This window comes from Trichococcus patagoniensis (assembly GCF_003051085.1).
Taxonomy (GTDB): Bacteria; Bacillota; Bacilli; order Lactobacillales; family Aerococcaceae; genus Trichococcus; species Trichococcus patagoniensis.
In genome coordinates, this window is record NZ_QAOM01000008.1 from 91,975 (window position 1) to 112,447 (window position 20,473).

At 46.2% G+C, this 20,473-nt stretch carries 21 protein-coding genes; 16 read left to right on the plus strand and 5 right to left on the minus strand.

The window, feature by feature from the left end:
- Positions 1-137: 137 nt before the first annotated feature.
- Positions 138-371: a FeoA family protein gene (locus tag C8U37_RS06895; protein ID WP_108032530.1), complete on the plus strand. Its 234-nt coding sequence runs from the start codon at positions 138-140 to the stop codon at positions 369-371.
- Position 372: 1 nt separating this feature from the next.
- A complete protein-coding gene (gene feoB, locus C8U37_RS06900) occupies positions 373-2,271 on the plus strand; it encodes a ferrous iron transporter B (RefSeq protein ID WP_108032531.1) in 1,899 nt (632 codons plus the stop codon).
- Between the two features lie 104 nt (positions 2,272-2,375).
- On the opposite strand, the gene C8U37_RS06905 is transcribed toward feoB, so the two are convergent.
- From C8U37_RS06905 to relB, 3 genes are all read right to left on the minus strand, one after another.
- A complete protein-coding gene (locus C8U37_RS06905) occupies positions 2,376-2,837 on the minus strand; it encodes a DUF2798 domain-containing protein (protein WP_108032532.1) in 462 nt (153 codons plus the stop codon).
- 357 nt (positions 2,838-3,194) lie between these two features.
- On the minus strand, positions 3,195-3,464 hold the full coding sequence (locus C8U37_RS06915; RefSeq protein ID WP_108032534.1) for a type II toxin-antitoxin system RelE family toxin: 270 nt from the start codon (positions 3,462-3,464) through the stop codon (positions 3,195-3,197).
- Positions 3,464-3,685 (minus strand): type II toxin-antitoxin system RelB family antitoxin, encoded by a 222-nt coding sequence (relB, locus tag C8U37_RS06920; RefSeq protein WP_108032535.1) that lies wholly within the window; start codon positions 3,683-3,685, stop codon positions 3,464-3,466. Before relB ends, C8U37_RS06915 begins: the two co-directional genes overlap by 1 nt.
- 524 nt (positions 3,686-4,209) lie before the next feature.
- Here relB and C8U37_RS06925 point away from each other — a divergent pair.
- The 7 genes from C8U37_RS06925 to C8U37_RS06955 all read left to right on the plus strand — a co-directional run bounded on the left by C8U37_RS06925 (position 4,210) and on the right by C8U37_RS06955 (position 11,809).
- The gene (locus C8U37_RS06925; protein WP_108032536.1) at positions 4,210-7,086 is read left to right on the plus strand and encodes a sigma-54-dependent transcriptional regulator; all 2,877 of its coding nucleotides are present in this window, start codon (positions 4,210-4,212) and stop codon (positions 7,084-7,086) included.
- Between the two features lie 209 nt (positions 7,087-7,295).
- Positions 7,296-8,282, plus strand: coding sequence for a mannose/fructose/sorbose PTS transporter subunit IIA (locus tag C8U37_RS06930; RefSeq protein WP_108032537.1), 987 nt, complete (start codon positions 7,296-7,298; stop codon positions 8,280-8,282).
- A gap of 21 nt (positions 8,283-8,303) precedes the next feature.
- A complete protein-coding gene (locus C8U37_RS06935) occupies positions 8,304-9,104 on the plus strand; it encodes a PTS mannose/fructose/sorbose transporter subunit IIC (RefSeq protein ID WP_108032538.1) in 801 nt (266 codons plus the stop codon).
- Between the two features lie 17 nt (positions 9,105-9,121).
- Positions 9,122-10,048: a PTS system mannose/fructose/sorbose family transporter subunit IID gene (locus C8U37_RS06940; protein ID WP_108032539.1), complete on the plus strand. Its 927-nt coding sequence runs from the start codon at positions 9,122-9,124 to the stop codon at positions 10,046-10,048.
- A 127-nt stretch (positions 10,049-10,175) separates the two neighbouring features.
- Positions 10,176-10,556 (plus strand): DUF956 family protein, encoded by a 381-nt coding sequence (locus C8U37_RS06945; RefSeq protein WP_108032540.1) that lies wholly within the window; start codon positions 10,176-10,178, stop codon positions 10,554-10,556.
- A gap of 68 nt (positions 10,557-10,624) precedes the next feature.
- Positions 10,625-11,122, plus strand: a complete 498-nt coding sequence (locus tag C8U37_RS06950) for a mannose/fructose/sorbose PTS transporter subunit IIB (RefSeq protein ID WP_170100213.1) — start codon at positions 10,625-10,627, stop codon at positions 11,120-11,122.
- Positions 11,123-11,176: 54 nt separating this feature from the next.
- Entirely contained in the window at positions 11,177-11,809 is a 633-nt protein-coding gene (locus C8U37_RS06955) for a copper homeostasis protein CutC (RefSeq protein WP_108032541.1), read from the plus strand.
- A 340-nt stretch (positions 11,810-12,149) separates the two neighbouring features.
- On the opposite strand, the gene C8U37_RS06965 is transcribed toward C8U37_RS06955, so the two are convergent.
- Positions 12,150-13,391 (minus strand): putative glycoside hydrolase, encoded by a 1,242-nt coding sequence (locus C8U37_RS06965; protein ID WP_245879780.1) that lies wholly within the window; start codon positions 13,389-13,391, stop codon positions 12,150-12,152.
- Positions 13,391-14,770 carry a polysaccharide deacetylase family protein gene (locus C8U37_RS06970; protein ID WP_108032543.1) on the minus strand — a complete coding sequence of 460 codons (1,380 nt, stop codon included), beginning with the start codon at positions 14,768-14,770 and terminating at the stop codon, positions 13,391-13,393. Before C8U37_RS06970 ends, C8U37_RS06965 begins: the two co-directional genes overlap by 1 nt.
- Before the next feature lie 261 nt (positions 14,771-15,031).
- Between C8U37_RS06970 and lspA the strand changes: the two genes are divergently transcribed.
- From lspA to pyrE, 7 genes are all read left to right on the plus strand, one after another.
- Positions 15,032-15,511, plus strand: a complete 480-nt coding sequence (gene lspA, locus C8U37_RS06975) for a signal peptidase II (RefSeq protein ID WP_086627934.1) — start codon at positions 15,032-15,034, stop codon at positions 15,509-15,511.
- A 12-nt stretch (positions 15,512-15,523) separates the two neighbouring features.
- Positions 15,524-16,429, plus strand: a complete 906-nt coding sequence (locus C8U37_RS06980; RefSeq protein WP_108032544.1) for an RluA family pseudouridine synthase — start codon at positions 15,524-15,526, stop codon at positions 16,427-16,429.
- Between the two features lie 173 nt (positions 16,430-16,602).
- Positions 16,603-17,142: a bifunctional pyr operon transcriptional regulator/uracil phosphoribosyltransferase PyrR gene (gene pyrR / locus C8U37_RS06985; protein WP_086984896.1), complete on the plus strand. Its 540-nt coding sequence runs from the start codon at positions 16,603-16,605 to the stop codon at positions 17,140-17,142.
- Positions 17,143-17,263: 121 nt separating this feature from the next.
- A complete protein-coding gene (locus C8U37_RS06990) occupies positions 17,264-18,040 on the plus strand; it encodes a dihydroorotate dehydrogenase electron transfer subunit (RefSeq protein ID WP_211306148.1) in 777 nt (258 codons plus the stop codon).
- Positions 18,037-18,966, plus strand: coding sequence for a dihydroorotate dehydrogenase (locus tag C8U37_RS06995; RefSeq protein WP_108032546.1), 930 nt, complete (start codon positions 18,037-18,039; stop codon positions 18,964-18,966). The genes C8U37_RS06990 and C8U37_RS06995 overlap by 4 nt, the downstream gene beginning before the upstream one ends.
- The gene (gene pyrF, locus C8U37_RS07000; protein WP_108032547.1) at positions 18,956-19,669 is read left to right on the plus strand and encodes an orotidine-5'-phosphate decarboxylase; all 714 of its coding nucleotides are present in this window, start codon (positions 18,956-18,958) and stop codon (positions 19,667-19,669) included. Before C8U37_RS06995 ends, pyrF begins: the two co-directional genes overlap by 11 nt.
- A 1-nt stretch (position 19,670) precedes the next feature.
- Positions 19,671-20,303, plus strand: coding sequence for an orotate phosphoribosyltransferase (gene pyrE / locus C8U37_RS07005; protein WP_106449535.1), 633 nt, complete (start codon positions 19,671-19,673; stop codon positions 20,301-20,303).
- Positions 20,304-20,473: the final 170 nt, after the last annotated feature.

Below are 20,473 nucleotides of genomic sequence, written 5' to 3' on the forward strand. Positions count from 1 at the left end.
GTTTAGGTGTACCTAAAAATATTTTGGGGCAGGGCATCATACAGTAAAGATTAGCTTATCGCTATTATTATGGCATTACATAGAAACGAGCACATGCTATTAAAAAGGAATAACCTAAAAAGGAAGAGTGATTTGTGATGGAATTATCTAAACTAGTCAGAAGTGAACCCGCAGTCGTGACGGAAGTTTCTCATCCGGATCCGAAAATGCAGCAACGCCTAATGGATTTGGGTTTTTACCCAGGCGGGGCAGTCAAATTGGTGCTGCTCAGTCCCAAGCAGGATCCCAAAGCTTACGAAGTACGTGGGACAGTAATCGCAATCCGGGATGAAGATGCAAAATATATACAGGTAAAAGTGGAGGAGGGCTAATATGGCGGATGCATTCGTACTGCAAAATGAAAAAAATGGTCACGTCATCACCTTAGCAGGAAATCCGAACGTTGGGAAAAGTACGGTTTTTAATCAGTTGACTGGTTTAAAGCAACATACAGGTAATTGGCCCGGGAAAACAGTAGGTTTAGCGGAAGGCATAACGGAAACTAAAGGCAAATATTATTGCTTGGTGGATTTGCCCGGAACCTATTCGCTTTCGTCCAATTCCGAAGAAGAGGAAGTAGCGCAAGCATTCATTCAATCGGACCTATCCGAAGCGACTATTTGTGTGTGTGATGCAACATCATTGGAACGCAGTTTAAACTTAGTCCTACAAATTATGCAAATTACCGATAAAGTAGTGGTTTGTGTCAACTTGATCGATGAGGCACGGAAAAAAGGCATAGTCGTTGATATTGAAAAACTGCAATCTTTGCTGGGAGTGCCAGTAATTGCCACCGCAGCGCGTCAAACCGAAGGGCTGGATGATTTAATGGCCACTTTAGCGAAAGTCGTGGCTGGGGAAGTTAAAATGAATCCTTATATGAAAGAGGCTTTAGTCAGTTTAGAAGGCAATCAGGAGGAAAATACGAAAGCCTTGTTGGATCGCGCTACCGTTATCGCTAATGATGTCGTGGAATTCACTGATGAAGATTACAATCGCGGTGACCGCAAACTAGATCAGATCCTGACGCAAAGAATGACCGGACTTCCGATTATGATTCTGTTATTGATCATCATTTTCTGGTTAACAATCCAAGGAGCCAATGTGCCCTCAAACGCTATAGCCAATTTGTTTTCCGTGATTGGTGGTTATCTGAACCAATTCGCTTCTTACATTCAAATGCCTGAATGGTTGCGAGGTGCTTTGATTGATGGCATTTATAATGTACTTTCAACGGTCATCTCGGTTATGCTACCGCCAATGGCAATTTTTTTTCCATTATTTACGTTGTTGGAAGATTTTGGGTATCTGCCGCGTGTAGCTTTTAACTTGGATAAAAATTTTGCAAAAGCAGGGGCTTGCGGGAAACAAGCGCTGACCATGTGTATGGGTTTTGGTTGCAATGCGGCAGGCGTGGTAGGGACACGGATCATCAACTCGCCTAGAGAAAAATTGATTGCGATCGTTACGAATAATTTTGTTCCCTGCAACGGGCGTTTTCCGATCTTGATTTCAATCATCACCATGTTTTTTGTCGGAAGTTCCGTCAGTTTGGGGAATGGTTTACTTTCTGCTATTTTCTTGGCGGCCACCGTCATTTTGGGAGTATTAACCACTTTTTGGATTTCGCAATTGCTCTCTAAGACAATTTTAAAAGGTGTCCCTTCCTCATTCACGTTGGAATTACCACCTTATCGCAAGCCGCAAATCGGCTCGGTAATCGTTCGCTCTATTTTTGACAGAACCTTATTTGTTTTGTGGCGTGCAATCATAGTAGCAGCGCCAGCTGGGTTAGTTATTTGGATGATGGCCAATATCATGATTGGTGACAGCAGCATATTAAGTTTGGTAACAAATGTGATTGATCCATTTGCCCGTTTAATGGGCCTGGATGGAACCATCTTGATGGCCTTCATTCTGGGATTCCCTGCGAATGAAATTGTCATTCCGATTATGGTGATGGGGTACTTGAGCAAATCAACGCTCTTTGAATTTGATTCATTAGATCAGTTCAAGCAACTTCTTTTAGATAATGGTTGGACGTGGTTGACGGCAGCGAACACGATTCTGTTCACAATTTATCATTGGCCCTGTTCCACAACCTTATTCACGATCTATCAAGAAACGAAAAGCAGTAAATGGACTTGGATATCCTTCTTAGTGCCCACTGTGATGGGGATTGGAACGTTAATGCTGACTACCTTCTTGGCTCATCTATTCCATTTGGTATAAAACGCTGTTCTCAAAGAAGTTTCCCATATGAATTAAGATAAACAGAAGAGGCTGTATCAGCACCAGATTTGTAACCCTGGTTTTGATACAGCCTCTTTATTTACTTATTCTACTACGAGCTGACTATTGGCTTGGATGTTACCAAGAATTGTCCGGGAAATCGGTCCAACCACCAATAATTGCAAAGGCAAAGCGACAATAACATTCATTCTCCAAGCTTCGCTATAGGCTGCCCATAAATCATCCGGGATGCCGCCTTCCATAAGAACACCGAATAAGGACATGCAAGTAACCATCCCTAGGACCATCAAACTGGAGATTGTCAAAATCAACTGCAACTTGCTTCCTTTATTGATGGGCAGTTGGAAAGCAATTTTCTTTGCGATCACTCCTACAACGAATACGTCCAAAATAAAGGCAACAACAAAACCTGGTACTAAGCCTACCGCAAGTGGTATAAGAGCTAATTTGTCATGTAACAGCAGATTGTACATACTCATTCCTAACACCATCATAAAGCACATTATCGTCGTAAAAATAATTCCTTCTTTTTTGTTTGTGGGCATATAAACACTCCTTCTATTTTTGTGCAACGTCAACCATGGTATCACAAAAATTGGATGTGTGTAAGAAGTATTTTCAGAATTAAATTAATTATTTTGCAATTCATTATATCGCTATTTTGTAAGGTGGATGCGAATTGTCGAATATGCTGACTACATTCGACAATTTCGGCTCGCTCAGGGGTCAAATTGTCGGATGTCTTCCAACATTCGATAATTTCGCCTTGCGTTGCAATAAAATTGTCGAATATCCTGCCTGCATCCGACAATTTAGGCCTTAGCTGAACCCAGGACGATACCGTCAACAGCAAAAAGTGCAACACCCTTGGTTTCCGTCAAGGGGTGCTGCACCTTTTGCTGTTATTTGTAGATGTCTTTCCGGTGGCCGATTTCCAGAATCAAAATAGTGATCGTATCATCATCTATGTCTGCAATCAGACGGTAGTCGCCGATCCGATAACGCCATTCACCGGAATGATTCGCGACAAGTCCTTTTCCGTGCTGTCTGGGATTCTCCGTATCCACCAGATTCTTTTTGATCCAAGAAAGGATGATTTGCGCTTGAAAGCGATCCATTTTCTTCAGTGTCTTTTGTGCATTGCTCTCAAACACCACTTTGTATGAAGCCATCAGAAATCTAATTCCTCCATCATTTCATCGAAAGAAAGAACTTGAGGGTTCTCTTTGTGTTGTTTCATGGCGGCGTGGTAGAGTTCCAGATCGATTTCGTCTTCGATTTTTTCCAATACTGCATTCCTGAAGAGTGCAGAAATCGTAATGTTTTTGGCTTTCGCATATTCTTTGATCAATTTTTCTTCTTCTTCATCCATGCGTAATGATATGGTGCTCATTATGACCACTCCCTTGTATGTACATTGTATTACAAATATGGCTGTGGTTCAAATGTTTTGATTGCAGAATAGTAGCGCGAGCGGTGGTGTAGCGTTTTGACAGCTGTTATTGAAAAGAGGCGGCTGTGGAACGGCACTTCTCGTAAGCTTCTTCTTTCGTTTCATTCGGGACTATAGCATCCTTGGTTTCCGTCAAGAGATACAATACTTTTTTCGATACCATGCTATGCGGTGGGGAGCGGCGAATTGTCGAATGTGCTGCTTACATTCGATAATTTCGTCTCGAACAGGGATCAAATTGTCGGATGTCTTCCAACATTCGACAATTTTGCCTTGCTTCGCAATAAAATTGTCGAATATACTGCCTGCATTCGATAATTTCGGCTTCAGCAGTACCCACCACCCAGGAAATCACCTTTTGAAAAAGAAGAGGCTGTGGAACGGCACTTTTCGTAAGTATCCGCTTTCGTTTTTTGCGGGACTATGGTATTTTTAGAATGATTAAGGAAAAGGAGGCATCCTAGATGAAACGAATCGACCGAATCTATGAGTATGTCAAAATCCGCTCACAGGAGTGGACAGAAGTTGCCTTTGAGCAAGAGAACGAAGGCGTGACGACTCAGGAAGTCGTGATGCAGTTCCAGATCAAACGGGCCAATGCAAGCAGCGACTTAAATGAGCTCGTGCGTCAGGGAAAGCTGATCAAATCCTCTGGAAGGCCGGTCAGATATGCGGACCATTCTTTGGAATTGCAGAATCCACCACATAATAAGCGGTACTCGAATAAGGAAAACCAACCCGAGCCAACAGCAATGCCAAGCAGCGGAACGCGCGTGCTTGCTTCTGGAAGTTCTCGTGTTCCTGCAGCTCAAAAAGGAAATAATGTGGGTATCCGTGAAAAAAATAAAGAGGTCTTTGCGAATGTAATCGGGTCAAATGACAGTATGCGGACGCAAGTTGATCAGGCGAAGGCGGCAATCCTCTATCCACCGAAGGGGTTAAGCTGCTTGATCACTGGACCGACAGGAAGCGGGAAAACCTTTTTTGCACATGCGATGTTTCGTTTCGCGCAAGAAAATCAAGTTGTTGCAGCTGATAAGGAGCTGGTTGTGTTCAATTGTGCTGACTATGCACACAATCCCGAATTATTGATGGCTCATTTGTTTGGGTATCGCAAGGGTGCTTTTACAGGAGCGACGGAAACGACGGACGGGTTGATTCAACGGGCGGATGGCGGCATGCTCTTTATGGACGAAGTGCACCGCCTGCCGCCTGAAGGCCAGGAAATGATTTTTTACCTTCTCGATCATGGCACCTATAATCGCTTAGGAGAAACCGATAAAGCCAATAAAGTCAATGTCCGTCTTGTTTGTGCAACGACGGAAGATCCCGCTTCGAGTCTGCTCCAGACTTTTGTGCGACGCATTCCGATCGTCATTAAATTGCCGCAGTTTTCGGAGCGTCCGGTTGTGGAGCAGGTGGATCTGTTGAAGCGTATGATCGCGATCGAAGCCAATCGCATCCAAAGAAGTATCCATGTGAAAGAGGATGCAGTAAAGGCTTTGATCGGCAGCGTGACCTACGGCAATGTCGGGCAGCTGAAATCGAATGTCCAGCTTGTTTGTGCGCGGGCCTTTTTGAACTATATGAATTCCAGTGAAATATCGATCACGCTGGACGAGCTTACACCGGAGATCCAAAACGGCCTGCTCAATCTGGCGAACAATCATCGCGAACGCTTGAATGAACTCACTCGGATACTGGAGCCCGTGTTGACAATGGTGCCGAATGAAGGAGCGCAAAGCACGTTGATAAGCGATTCCTATGAGCTTCCTTATAATTTATACGAAATTATTGGGAATAAAGCTGCGCTGCTGCGCGAAGAGGGGCTTGATCAGGAAGCCATCAACCATTTCATTACGACCGATATCAATGTCCATCTGAAGTCTTTTTATCGGGATACGGGTTTGACCTTTGACACGGAGAAAAAGCTTTCCGAAATCATTGATCAAAGAATTATTCGCTTCGCCAAAGAGATGTTTGCGTATGCGCAAGATCATTTGGATTATCACTTCCAACGGAATTTTATCTATGCGATGAGTCTTCATATCAGTTCGTTTTTAAAACGGATCCAATTAGGCGAAAGCAACCGGACGCTCCATGCAAGCATCAAAAATATGGTGGAAGATTATCCCCAGGAGTTTGCGGTCGCGCAATGGATGAAGCAGGAGTTGCAAAAAGAATACAGCATTAAAATCCCTGAGGTGGAGACTTATTACCTGACGTTGCTGCTCGTTTCATTAAAGCAAGACAAGGTCACAGGGCGAGTGGGTGTTGTGGTTGCAGCCCATGGCAGGAGTACAGCAACGAGCATGGCGGAGGTTGTGACGACATTGTTGGGGGTCGACAATATTCGCGCTGTGGATATGCCGCTTGAGATGAAGCCCCAAGTGGCACTCGAAAAAATTATTCATTGTGTCCAGGAAATCGATCGCGGGAGCGGCGTCATTTTGTTGGTCGATATGGGCTCGCTGACGACCTTTTCGGAAAAAATCACCGAAAAAACAGGCATCGAGGTCAAAACGATCGATATGGTCACGACCCCGATCGTTTTGGAGACGGTACGCAAGACGGATCTTGTTGAAACGACACTGGATGAAATTTATCGCTCGCTTCAATCTTTTCGTGGATATGCAGGCAGCAGTGAGACCACGAGAGAAGAGAACGGGCTCACTTTAATGCGCAAAAAGGCAATCATTGCGATCTGCGCTTCAGGTGAAGGAACAGCGCAAAAGATGAAAGAGCTCATCGACAGGCATTTAGAGAAATATTTTGATGTGGAAATCGAGGTACTGCCGATTTCCGTGATCGAGATGGATGAGCAGCTGGCAAACTTGCAACAGGAGTATGAAATCCTTGCAACAACAGGAATCGTCAAACCAAAAATCGATGCCGTCTACATTCCGATGGAACATTTTTTCAATGGAGATGCCGAAAAAGTATTGGACTATTTAGTGGAAGAGTCCGAATCCTATGATGATGGTGAGTTGACGTTGGAAAAGGCAAAGCAGGTATGCGTGGAATACATGACGGAAAGCTTTACTTTCTTGAATCCGCAAAAACTGATCGAACCCTTATGGAAGTTTAGTCGTTCCTTGTTGAAAAATGAAGAAAATTATTCCCAAGTAATCAATCTTTTGATGCACATCGCGGGCATGTTTGAGCGGTCTCTGCGCCAAGATACGTTGATTGCACCGCGAGAAGAATTGGAAATGGCTGAACAGACAGAAACATTTAAGCAGCTGGAACAGTCCTTAAATCTCATGAGCCGCACCTTTCAAATTGAAATGCCGAAAGATGAAGTATACTATCTGCAGCAATTGCTGGCCTATCAAGAGTAATGATACAGTGTTTCATACACTAATGGCGAACAAAGAGCGATACACTAAAACACTGTGTGTTTTAGTGTATTTTTTATGTGTTTTTCTCCAGTAAAATGAGCCATACACTAAGTTGGCACGCTTTTTGCTAATAGTTTAGTGTGTGGGAAATGGCCTACCAAGCTATTTATCCAAACAGTCACAAAATATATTCAATAGGAGGTATACAAATGGTAGGAATTATCCTAGCAAGTCACGGGAATTTCGCTGAAGGCATTCTGCAATCTGCTTCGATGATTTTCGGCGAACAAGAAAATGTCAAAGCAGTGACCTTGGCGCCTAGCGAAGGACCTGACGATGTCAAAGCAAAGATGCAAGAGGCCGTCGCATCCTTTGACAACCCAGAGGAAGTGTTGTTCTTAGTCGACTTATGGGGCGGTACACCGTTCAATCAAGCCAACAGTCTTTTTGAAGCACATAAAGACACATGGGCGATTATCGCCGGAATGAACCTTCCGATGGTCATCGAAGCGTATGCTGCACGTCTGAGCATGGACTCAGCACAAAAGATTGCTGCACAAATTCTTCCAGCAGCGAAGGATGGCGTAAGAGCGAAGCCAGAAAGTCTTGAGCCGAAGAAAATGGAAGCGGCTTCCGTGGTGCAACAACCAAAAGGCAGCCTTCCCGCAGGGACAGTCGTTGGCGATGGCAAAATCAAGTTATCTTTAGTTCGGTTGGATTCACGGTTGCTTCATGGACAAGTGGCAACAACGTGGGCGAAATCAGCAGGAACAAATCGGATCATTGTGGTTTCGGATGATGTCTCAAGAGACGAATTGCGTAAAAACCTCATCGTGCAAGCGGCTCCTCCAGGAGTCAAAGCCAATGTGATTCCAATCAAAAAAATGATTGAAATTGCCAAAGATCCTCGTTTTGGTAACACCCACGCCCTCTTGCTTTTTGAAAATGTGCAAGATGTCGTTCGGGTAATTGAAGGCGGCGTGAAGATTGAGGAATTGAATGTTGGGTCAATGGCTCACTCAGTCGGCAAAGTTGTGGTGAATAAGGTCTTGTCAATGGGGCCTGAAGATGTGAAAGCATTTGAAGCATTGAAAACAAAAGGTGTTAAATTTGATGTCCGGAAAGTTCCGAATGATTCATCGGAAAAAATGGATGCGTTGCTGAAAAAAGCTAAAGAAGAATTAGCAAAGGCATAACAAGAAAAGAGGAGGTATATTATGTCAGTCGTTTCTATTATTCTGGTTATCATCGTGGCATTCTTTGCCGGTATGGAAGGTATTTTGGATGAGTTCCAATTCCATCAACCGCTCGTTGCATGTACACTTATCGGCCTAGTCACAGGAAATCTTGAAGCTGGTATTATTCTTGGAGGATCATTACAGATGATCGCATTAGGTTGGGCAAACATCGGAGCCGCTGTAGCACCTGACGCAGCACTCGCTTCTGTTGCATCTGCAATTATTTTGGTTTTAGGTGGTCAAGGTGTAAATGGCGTATCTTCCGCTATTGCCATTGCGATCCCTCTGGCTGTAGCTGGATTGTTCTTGACGATGGTCGTTCGTACACTTGCTGTACCGATTGTTCATATGATGGACGCAGCTGCAGAAGAAGGAGATTATCGCAAGATTGAATGGCTTCAAATTGGAGCAATTGCCATGCAAGGTTTGCGGATTGCAATTCCTGCTGCTTTGCTTTTGTTCATCCCAGCAGACGCTGTCAAGGCTGGCTTGGAATCAATGCCGGTTTGGTTGACTGATGGAATGGCAATCGGTGGCGGCATGGTCGTAGCCGTTGGTTATGCAATGGTAATCAATATGATGGCCACCAAAGAAGTATGGCCATTCTTCGTCATTGGTTTCGTTGTTGCCGCTGTATCTCAATTGACGTTGATCGCATTAGGAGCCCTAGGTGTTGCAATGGCCTTGATCTACTTGAACCTTTCTAAAATGGGCGGTTCCGGTAATGGCGGTTCTGGTAATACTGGCGATCCACTTGATTCGATACTCAATGACTATTAGGAAAGGAGACTGCAAACATGGCACAAAATACGGTAGATAAAAAATTCGTATTAACTAAAAAAGATCGACTAGCGGTTGCTTGGCGTTCCACCTTCATTCAAGGATCATGGAACTATGAACGGATGCAAAACGGCGGCTGGGCTTTCGCAATGATTCCAGCAATCAAAAAACTTTATCCAGCAAAGGAAGATCGCGTCTTAGCATTGAAACGCCACTTGGAATTCTTCAATACACACCCATATGTGGCATCTCCGGTATTAGGAGTAACACTGGCTTTGGAAGAAGAACGTGCAAACGGAGCTCCAGTAGATGATGTTACTATCCAAGGTGTAAAGGTCGGAATGATGGGACCTCTTGCTGGTGTCGGTGATCCGGTATTCTGGTTTACAGTCCGTCCAATTCTGGGAGCTTTAGGTGCATCCTTGGCCTTAACAGGAAACATCTTAGGACCTATCTTATTCTTTGTTGCATGGAACGCTATCCGTTGGGGATTCATGTGGTATACCCAAGAATTCGGCTATAAGGCTGGATCAAAAATCACTGAGGATCTATCCGGTGGCATACTGCAAGATTTGACAAAAGGAGCGTCCATTCTTGGGATGTTCGTATTGGCAGCTTTGGTGCAACGTTGGGTATCCATCACGTTTGCTCCAACCGTTTCTTCAGTGAAGCTCTCAGAAGGTGCTTTTATCGATTGGGAAAACCTGCCAAGCGGCACTGCCGGTATCCAGCAAGCCCTGTCGCAGTATACGTCAGGCTTGTCGCTGACTGATACAAAAGTAACGACTTTGCAAAATAACTTGGATCAGTTGATCCCTGGCTTGGCAGCTTTGCTGTTGACATTGCTTTGCATGTGGTTGTTGAAGAAGAAAGTTTCTCCAATCGTGATCATTCTTGGACTGTTCGTTGTCGGTATCGGCGGACGTCTGATCGGATTGCTGTAGTCTTCAGATATCCGGAAAAATTGATTGTGAGGCTCAGGCAAATCTGCCTGAGCCTTACTTTTTCTTGTATAAAGCAAAGGGTATATATTATACTCAAACCAGACGAAAAGAGAGAGGAGCATATACAATGGTTGAATCCCTGAATGCAAAGGTTGATATGGTAGTGGATGGTACTTCTTATATGGGGTTAACAGACTATGGAAAAATTATGATTGGAGATCAAGCGTTTGAATTTTATCATCATCGCGATCCACGAAAGTTCATTCAAATTCCATGGGAAGAGGTTGATTATGTCCTTGCATCCGTGATGTTCAAAGGAAAATGGATTCCACGTTTTGCGCTTCAAACAAAGAAAGATGGTACATATACTTTTTCAGCAAAAAATCCCAAGGACGTGTTACGTGCGATCCGCATCTATGTAAGCCCAGATCATATGGTTCAATCATTGGGTTTCTTCGATGTTCTAAAGAATGCCTTCAAGCACATGTTCAAAAAGAAAGCATCCTGAATTGCGATGCGAAATCAAGGTGCATACGGTTGACGGTTGCTGGATGAGCGATTTAAGGAGGTTCTATAGTGGTAATGGATATTCGATTAGTACGAATCGATGATCGTCTGATTCATGGACAGGTGGCAACCGTGTGGACAAAGCTAAGCAAAGCAGAGCGGATTATTGTCATCAGTGATGAGGTGGCGCAGGATCATCTGCGTAAGACGCTCTTGCGTCAGGTCGCTCCACCAGGCGTAAAGGTCAATGTGATTCCAGTGGAAAAATTCATCGAAATTTACTTCGATGATGCGCATAACCAATTTCGGGCGATGCTCTTGTTTACGAATCCTATCGATGTCGCACGGATCGTGCAAAGGGGCGTTCAAATTGATGCTGTCAATATCGGCAGTATGAGCTATTCAGATGGTAAGAAGATGATCACAAACGCAGTTGCGGTGGATAAACGCGATATTCAGGCTTTTGAGTACTTGAACTTTAAGGGCATCCACTTGGATATTCGGAAGGTCGTCGCTGACAATAAACTAGATCTCATGCAAGTGCTGAAAAAAGAAGGATTGGTGTAAGCGCTAAATACTCAGCCGAATTTCCAGCAAGGATAAATTACATGAGGTGACAGAATGCTAAAAGAAGCATGTGTAGAAAATTTTACGAACGTCCCGGGAGTCATCAAGCGTGGGGTTAAACGGATCGAACTTTGTGACAACTTGGCAGTAGGGGGAACAACACCAAGTAGTGGCGTCATCAAAATGGCAACGGAGTATTGTTCCGACAAAGATGTATCCATTATCGTGATACTGCGGCCACGAGGCGGAGATTTTGTTTATTCTATTATGGAAAAAGTCATCATGATGCGAGATTTAGAAGAAATAATAGCCTTGCATTCCAATGGTATAGCGGTAGGAGCTTTAACCGCAGCCAAAGAATTGGATAAACCATTTTTGGAAGAAATCGCCAAGTTAGCCATCGATAATGGAATCGAACTTGCCTTCCATATGGCATTTGATGAAATACCGGAAGATAAGCAAAGAGACGCATTGTTATGGTTGGTAGAAATTGGTTTTACACGGATTTTGACGCATGGCGGTCCAACAAAAAACACGATTTTCGATAACGCAGCGCACATTGCCGAACTTGCGAAAATCAGTCCAGAGATGACGATCATGCCGGGTGGCGGCATTACGAAAGACAATCTCGCAGACCTTGAAAAAATTTTGGAATTCACCGAAGTGCACGGGACACGAATTGTGTAGGAATCTATATTACTGAATAGACCTTCTTTGATTATTTCAGCAGAAGCGCCGATAATGGCGCCAAAGAGACTGTATCAGAACCAGAACAGGTTTTTCTGGTTTTGATACAGTCTCTTTTTAGCTGGTAATTGCATTCATGCGCAGAGATACCCCGCCAAAACTCATTTGGCGGGGTAAAATGTCCAAGGGCAACACGAGATACCCCGTCAAAACCCATTTGACGGGGTAAAACGTCCGCGGAGAACCTGAGATTCCCCGCAAAAGCCAATTTGGCGGGGTATTCCACCAAACCGCAAATAAGGGGCTGCCTCATCGAGACAGCCCCTTCGTTAGACCATTTTTAATAAGTATAGTTATTCAGCGCGTTCCACAACAGGAACTCGTTGACGCCGGCATCGGCTAACGCCTGAACCTGCGCATCGACTTGCGCTTTGCCGTAGGTTTGATAGAACCCGGAACCCAGGTAGGAAGCGGTGAAGTCCTGCAGCCACGGTCGGCTGATAGGCGGTGTCTCAAGGGTTGCAAGCAACTCATTTTCGACCTTTATGTATTCGGCGACCAGTTCATACGGGTACAGATCCGGCTTGTAGATGCCGAAGTAATCGGTGCCCCAGTGGCTCGGATAGATCATCGAGGAGATGACATCGACATTCTCGGAAATCTGCGGGAAGTTCTGGCCGATGCCGGACGCTTCGACGACAGAGGCGGTATAGCCGAAGATATCAACGGATACGTCCACGCCGTATGGCATCAGTTTTTCTTTCGCATAAGCGGTGAAGTCGGTGATGGCCTGCACGCGTTTCTGGTCATCGGTCATTTCCAAGTCGGCATAGTCGCCCATGTCGTAATTTAAGTCATCGCCCCAAACTTCGAATCCTTCCGGGAAGCGGACATAGTCGAACTGGACTTCCTTGAATCCGACTTTAGCGGCTTCAATACCGACATTGACTGCGTAATCCCAAGTCTGCTTCAGGAACGGATTGATGAACGATTCGCCGTTGGAAGCGACCCAGACGGAGCCGTCGCTGTTTGTGAACGACATTTCCGGTTGCTCGTTGGCCAACAAGGTGTCCTTGAAGGTAACGATGCGGGCGATCGGATAGATCTGTTTCTCTTCCATCACGTCCATCAGCTCTTCGATATCCGGGATATACTCTTCCGTATTTTCCTGGATGTGGCTATCCTTCGAGTTGAAATCAGCCGTCACGACGCCCATGTCGTCCTTGATATCGATGACCATCGCGTTCAGATTGTTCGAATCGACGTACTCAATCAGTTTGTTGAATTTTTCTTCATAGCCGACCGAGTAGGCTGTCACGTAGATCCCTTTGACGCCGTCAGCCGGATAGGCGATTTCGACGCCGCTGTCGTAGAAAAATTTCTTCGGCAGTTCCTTGGCCGTAGGGGTCTTCAAAAGGGCACCTTGGCGCAGCGTCAGCGTACTTGTGGCTGTTGTTGATTCTGCAGTTGCGCTGTCGTTGGCCGCAGAGCTTTCGGTTTCACTGGCCAATGCAACTGTCGTACCAGACAGGAAAAACAATAAACTGGCTGCAGCGAGTGTCTGTTTAAAATAGGTCATCATTACATTTCCTCCCGTTCCGGCGATTCGATCACATTCGGATCCACGATTGTGATATCTTTTGCGCGCAGGCCATCGATGATGGCGCCGATTGCGTCGTTTGTCCATGGGCGATCATGCATCAGCAAGTTCGCGCCGTCTCCCAAGTATTTCGAGTTAACCATGACATCGGCTAAAGCAGTGCCTTCCATGAATTCCTCCACCCAGTCATAGCCGTAGGTCCAGTTCATGATCGTCATGCCTTCCGCTGAGGCGATTGCGATGGTGTCTTCGTTGTACTGTCCGTAAGGGGCACGCAGGAAGCGCGGACGCTCGCCGGTGATCTCTTCGATCAGGTCGTTCGTTGATTTGATTTCTTCCAATTGCTCATCATAGGTCAAGGATTGGAAATCGGGATGCGAATAAGAATGGTTCCCGATTTCGAAGCCCATATCATAGACGGTCTTGATGTCTTCGCGGGCCTGTTCGTTCGTAAGGAATTGTCCCATCACGAAGAAAATGGCATTTGCCTCTTTAGATTTCACGGTCTCGGCAATTTCCACGGTGTAGCTGTTCGGTTGCTGCGGCGCATCGTCGAAAGTCAACAAAGCGACTTGGGTGTTGCCGTCCTCAGCGATTGGTTGAACAGTGGAAATCTCCGGATTGATGCGGTATTCATAGCTGACAGGTTCAGCCTTCTTTTTTGTATCCTCAGCAGCGGAACTGTCCGAAGATGCGCTGACTGCTGTGGACGCCTCGGCAGAAGAGGACGCTTCCTCGCCGATTGCGGCGATGGCTGCTTCCAATTCAACCAATTGCGCATCCAAAGTCGTCAAATTCTCAGCGACGGGAGCAAGGTTGGTTTGGTTTGTTTCGGCGCTTAGGTTGATTGCTTCGATGCCCGCAAAGAACGTATCAAAAGTGGCATCATCTGCTCCGAAGCCGGTCAACAATTCTTCTTCTTTATCCAAGCTTTCTCGATAGGCAGCTAGGTAAGCCAATGAATTTTCGCTGAACAAATCCAGCGTTTCGCCGATCGCCTGCATCTGATCCAGCGGCAAGGTTTCTTCGTCGAATGCAACGAAGTCGGTTTTTGTCTCGGCCAAGCCTTCCAAAGCGCTTTCAATCGAATCAGCTAAAGTGCGGCGCTCTTCAAGATTGCTGAACACGGCTGCTGAGCCATCTTTGAAAGTTTTTAATTCTTCATCGCTGGCCAGCGATGCATCGAATGTTTCCTGTAACGCGGTCTCCAATTGTTGCAGCTCATTCAATTGGGAAACAATTTCGGTTTCCTCGGTTTTGATCTTGGTGATTGTCTCTGTCGTTTCTTTCACTTGATCTGCACAGGCTGACAATGCCAGTGCACCGGCAAAAACTAATGCAATCTTCTTACCTCTCAACATAAACAAGCTCCTTTATTACGTGATATATAACAATACAATCTTCATTATACCGAAAATGGCGATTATTTATCAAGGTAGATTGCGATATATGCAGAAAAATGTTAAAAATACATTAAAAAAAGAGTCGGACATTCCATGATTAATGAGCCTGCAAGCGGAAATGCCGGAATCAATGACTATACAATTTGAAAAATTAGTTTACAATAGATAGAGGCAAAAGATACGGAAAAACGTTAATTTCAGAATAAGTGAGGCTATCGGATGATTATCTATTATATATTGGCCATCTTGCTGTTGGTCCTGGACCAGTGGAGCAAACTTGCCATCGTAAATAATTTTGCATTGCACGAAGTAAAGGAAGTGTTACCGGGCATTTTGTCCCTGTTCTATATACAGAACGAGGGCGCTGCCTGGGGTATTTTTGAAGGAAGGATGTTCTTTTTCTTCATCATCACCGTTGTTGTCGTGGGCGCGATGGTCTATAATGCGCACAAGCAAGGATTCGACAAAAAAATCGTGGGCATCAGTTACGCTTTTCTTTTGAGCGGTGCGCTAGGCAATTTCATCGATCGGATGCGTTTGGGATACGTAGTGGATATGTTCCGCCTGGACTTCATCGATTTTCCGATTTTTAATGTGGCGGATGTCTGTTTGACGATAGGCGTCATCCTGATGACGATCTATATCCTTTTCATGGAAGAGGAAGAAGAAAAAATAAGTTCAAAAAATAAGCTAAAGTAAAGTGGGATTCAAATGACAGAAAAAATCGTTTTTAATATTGATGGTCAAACCGGCAGGATCGATAAGATCTTGGCGGATTTCATGACCGGCACGAGCCGTTCGCAAATTCAGGCCTGGGTCAAAGATGGCAATCTGATGGTGAACGACAAAGCCGTCAAATCGAATTATAAGGTCCAAGAAGGGGATCTGCTGGAATTGACGATTCCGGAACCAGAACAGATCAATGTCACGCCTGAGGACATTGCATTGGACGTCATCTACGAAGATGATGCGCTATTGGTCGTCAATAAGCCATCCGGGATGGTTGTTCATCCATCCAAAGGGCATCTTTCCGGCACCTTGGTCAACGGCTTGTTGTTTCACGTAAACGCGCTATCCGACGGCACGGCAAATATCCGTCCGGGAATCGTTCACCGCATCGATATGGATACATCCGGCTTGTTGGTCGTCGCGAAGACGAACGAAGCCCACCAGAAATTGGCGGAGCAGCTTGAGAACCACACGATGGAACGGGCCTACCTTGCTTTGGTCCATGGCGTTATCCCGCATGAAGACGGCACAATCGATGCGCCAATCGCCCGGATGTTGATCGACCGCAAAAAACGCACAGTTGCTGACGGCGGTAAAAAGGCAGTGACGCATTTTGATGTCATCGAGCGTTTCCGTGATTTCACTTTGCTGAAATTGCACCTTGAAACCGGCCGCACACACCAGATCCGTGTCCACATGAAATACATCGGCCATCCGGTGGCTGGAGATCCTATGTACGGACCGGCTGATACACTCAGCGGCCATGGCCAATATTTGCATGCGTCCACTTTGGGCTTCATCCACCCGACGACGGGCAAAGAAATGCGCTTTGAAGCACCTTTGCCTGATTTCTATAGCGAAAAACTGGCGGAACTGCGCAAAAACTGATTGACAGCAACGCCTCTATTCGTTATCATTACAGTAATATTGAAGGAACCTTTAAAATAGTCCAGAGAGGCTAAAAGGTGCATCACATTTTTTATAGCGTCACGTGACTGTACCCTTATGCCCACATGCATAAGGGTATTTTTTTTCATTTTGACGATGAAGGAGTAGTGGACATGGCAGAAGAAATCGAAATCATGGATGCCCAGACGATGAAACGCGCGCTGACCCGCATCACACATGAAATATTGGAAAAGAATGACGGCACCAAGAACTTGATTTTGGTGGGCATCAAGACGCGCGGCATTTACCTAGCTAAGCGCATCGCGGAACGGATCAAAGATTTTGAAGGCTTCGAGGTACCGGTAGGGGAATTGGACATCACGCTTTACCGTGACGATGTGCACCGCGATATGAATGAAAACCCGGTGCTGCACGAAACGAACATTCCGTTTTCGGTTGCCGGCAAGCATGTCGTGTTGGTGGATGATGTGTTGTTCACCGCACGTACGATCCGGGCCGGCATGGATGCGGTGATGGATCTGGGGAGAGCGAAACGGATCACGGTAGCGGTCCTGATCGACAGAGGGCACCGGGAACTGCCGATCAAGGCAGATTATGTCGGCAAGAACATTCCGACCTCCCAGGCGGAACAGATTTCCGTCCGTTTGGATGAAGTCGACGGCATCGAAAAAGTCACATTGATCAGAGCGTAAACAACAGGTCGGTGATTCTTTAACTGTGTCCAGTGAGACACAGAAGAATTTGCTTTGAAGCTTGCTCCATCGCATTTTTTGAGATCACCTTATTTTTTCAAAATTAAGGAGGAAAATAATTATGAGTCAAGCTATGATGACAGTCGTAAGTCAGACAGAAATCGCAAAAGATATCTTCGAATTGCGCCTGAAAGGTGCATTAGTGAATGAAATGGGAGCGCCGGATCAGTTTTTGCATATCCGTGTCCCAGGGGATGAACTGCTTTTGAGACGCCCAATCAGCATCGCTTCAATCGATGCCGAGAAGGAAGAATGCGTCATTATCTACCGTACCGAAGGAAAAGGCACCACTATCATCAGCAAACTTACAGCAGGAGACGAGTTGGACATCCTGGGGCCATTGGGCAACGGTTATCCGATCGATATGCTCGAAGAAGGCCAAAACGCTTTACTGATTGGTGGCGGCATCGGCGTTCCTCCGCTTTATGAATTGGCAAAACAATTGCATGCGAAAGGCATCAATGTTGTGAGCTGCTTCGGTTTCAAAAACAAAGAAGAAGTCTTTTATGAAGAAGAATTCGCAGCATTCGGCAAAGTGAACATTGCAACGGATGACGGCAGTTACGGCAAACAAGGCTTCGTGACGCAATACTTCACTGAACTGGATGGCTTCGTTCCGGATGCAGTCTTCGCTTGCGGTCCGAAAGGCTTGTTGGTGGCGGTAGCGAAGACATTCGACCCGAGCAAAACGTACCTTTCGCTGGAAGAACGCATGGCCTGCGGTATCGGAGCTTGCTACGGTTGCGTCTGCGACAAGAAAAACAGCACGTCAGCTTACGATAATTACAGAGTCTGTGTCGAAGGACCGGTCTTCAGAGCAGAGGAGATAGTATTATGAATCGATTAGCAGTCAGTTTACCCGGTTTGGAATTAAAAAACCCGATCATCCCTGCAAGCGGATGTTTCGGCTTCGGCGAGGATTACGGCAAGTTCTACGATTTGAGCTTGTTGGGCGCCATCATGACGAAAGCGACGACACTGGAGCCCCGCAGAGGCAATCCTACGCCGCGTTTGGCGGAAACGCCATCCGGCATGCTGAATGCCATCGGATTGCAGAATCCCGGCGTTGAGGTGGTTGTTGCACAGAAGCACACAGCGCTTGAAAAATACGATGTGCCTTTGATTTCCAACGTTGCCGGAAACACATTCGATGATTATTACCAAGTCTGCAAAGCCGTTTCACAATCACCGAATGTCAAAGCGATCGAATTGAACATTTCTTGCCCGAACGTCCACAAAGGCGGACTGCAGTTCGGTACCGACCCGGAGATGGCAGCTGCCGTAACGCGTGCGGCCAAAGAAGGCGCGACCGTTCCGGTTTACGTCAAACTGTCACCGAACGTCACGGATATCGTGGAGATTGCCAAAGCGGTTGAAGCTGCCGGCGCGGACGGCATTTCAATGATCAACACTTTGGTGGGCATGCGCATCGATCTGCACACGCGCAAACCGATCATCGCCAACAAAACAGGCGGCCTTTCCGGTCCTGCCATCAAACCGGTAGCGATCCGCATGATCTATCAAGTGGCACGCGCAGTCAATATTCCGATCATCGGGATGGGCGGCGTCTATACAGTGGATGATGTGCTGGAAATGTTCATGGCTGGAGCAAGCGCAGTCGGCGTCGGCATGGCGAACTTCACCGATCCGTTCGTTTGCCCGAAACTGATCGAACAGCTTCCGCAACGCATGGATGAACTGGGCATCAACAGCCTGCAGGAATTAATCAATGAAGTGAGAGAAGGCATCCTTAATGAACGATAAACCGATAATCGCGTTGGATTTTTCAACGAGTGAAGAAATAAAAGATTTCCTTCTGTTATTCAAAGATGAGTCGCTTTATGTAAAAGTGGGTATGGAACTGTATTACCAGCATGGAGCCGAAATCGTGAAATGGATCAAAAACTTGGGCCACGAAATCTTCCTGGATCTGAAACTGCATGACATCCCGAATACCGTCCATCGCGCCATGAAAGGCTTGGCAGCTTTGGATATCGATATGGTCAATGTCCATGCAGCAGGTGGTTCGGAAATGATGAAAGCCGCTAAAGAAGGTTTGATAGCCGGCACGCCGGCAGGGAGCGCTGTTCCGAAACTGATTGCAGTCACGCAATTGACATCCACTTCTGAAGAAGCGATGCAGTCCGAACAGTTGATCAAAGTCAGCCTGCAGGAAAGTGTCCTGCATTACGCTGACCTTACCTGCAAATCCGGACTTGACGGCGTCGTTTGTTCCGCATGGGAAGCGCGCATGATCAAGGACCACACGAATGAAGACTTCATCTGCTTGACGCCGGGTATCCGCCCGGCCGGCAGTGCAGTCGGAGACCAGAAGCGTGTCGCAACACCGGGCCGCGCAAGAGAAATCGGCTCAAGCTTCATCGTAGTCGGTCGTCCGATCACCCAAGCAGCGGATCCCGTTGCAGCTTATCACGAAATCAAGAACCAATGGAATGGAGCGGAATAAAATGACGATAGCAAAAGAAGTAGCAAAATCATTATTGGACATCAAAGCAGTGAGCCTGAGCCCGCAGGACCCTTTTACTTGGGCATCCGGTTTGAGAAGCCCGATCTATTGCGATAACCGCGTGACCATGAGCTTCCCTGCAGTACGTAAACAGATTGCGCAAGGTTTGGCTGATCTGATCAAAGAAAAATACCCGGATGCAGAAGTGATCGCCGGAACAGCGACTGCAGGCATTCCGCACGCAGCATGGATCGCCGATATTCTGGACTTGCCGATGGTCTACATCCGCAGCAAAGCCAAAGACCACGGAACAGGCCGCAAAATCGAAGGCAAAATCACCGAAGGCCAAAAAATGGTTGTAGTCGAAGATTTGATCTCCACAGGCGGCAGCGTTATCGAAGCTTCCAAAGCCGCTGAACTGGAAGGCGCAAACGTATTAGGTTGCGTCGCCATCTTCACTTATGAATTGGCTAAAGGAACAAAAAACTTCGCCGATGCCGGTTTAGCGATCGACACATTGTCCAACTACAGCACACTGTTGGAAGTTGCCCATGAAACGAATTACATCTCCGAAGCTGAGCTGGATTTGCTGAAAGACTGGAGCAAAGACCCGGAGAACTGGTTCAAAGGATAAGCTTAGTAGTAAAAACGCAATAAAGGGCTTCCTCGCGATGAGGAGGTCCTTTGTTGCGTTTATCGGACAAGTTCGAGATCGAATGTGTTCGGGTTGTCCGATTCTTCGTATTTATCGGACAAGCTCGGTATCGAATGCGTTCAGGTTGTCCGATTCTTCGCGTTTATCGG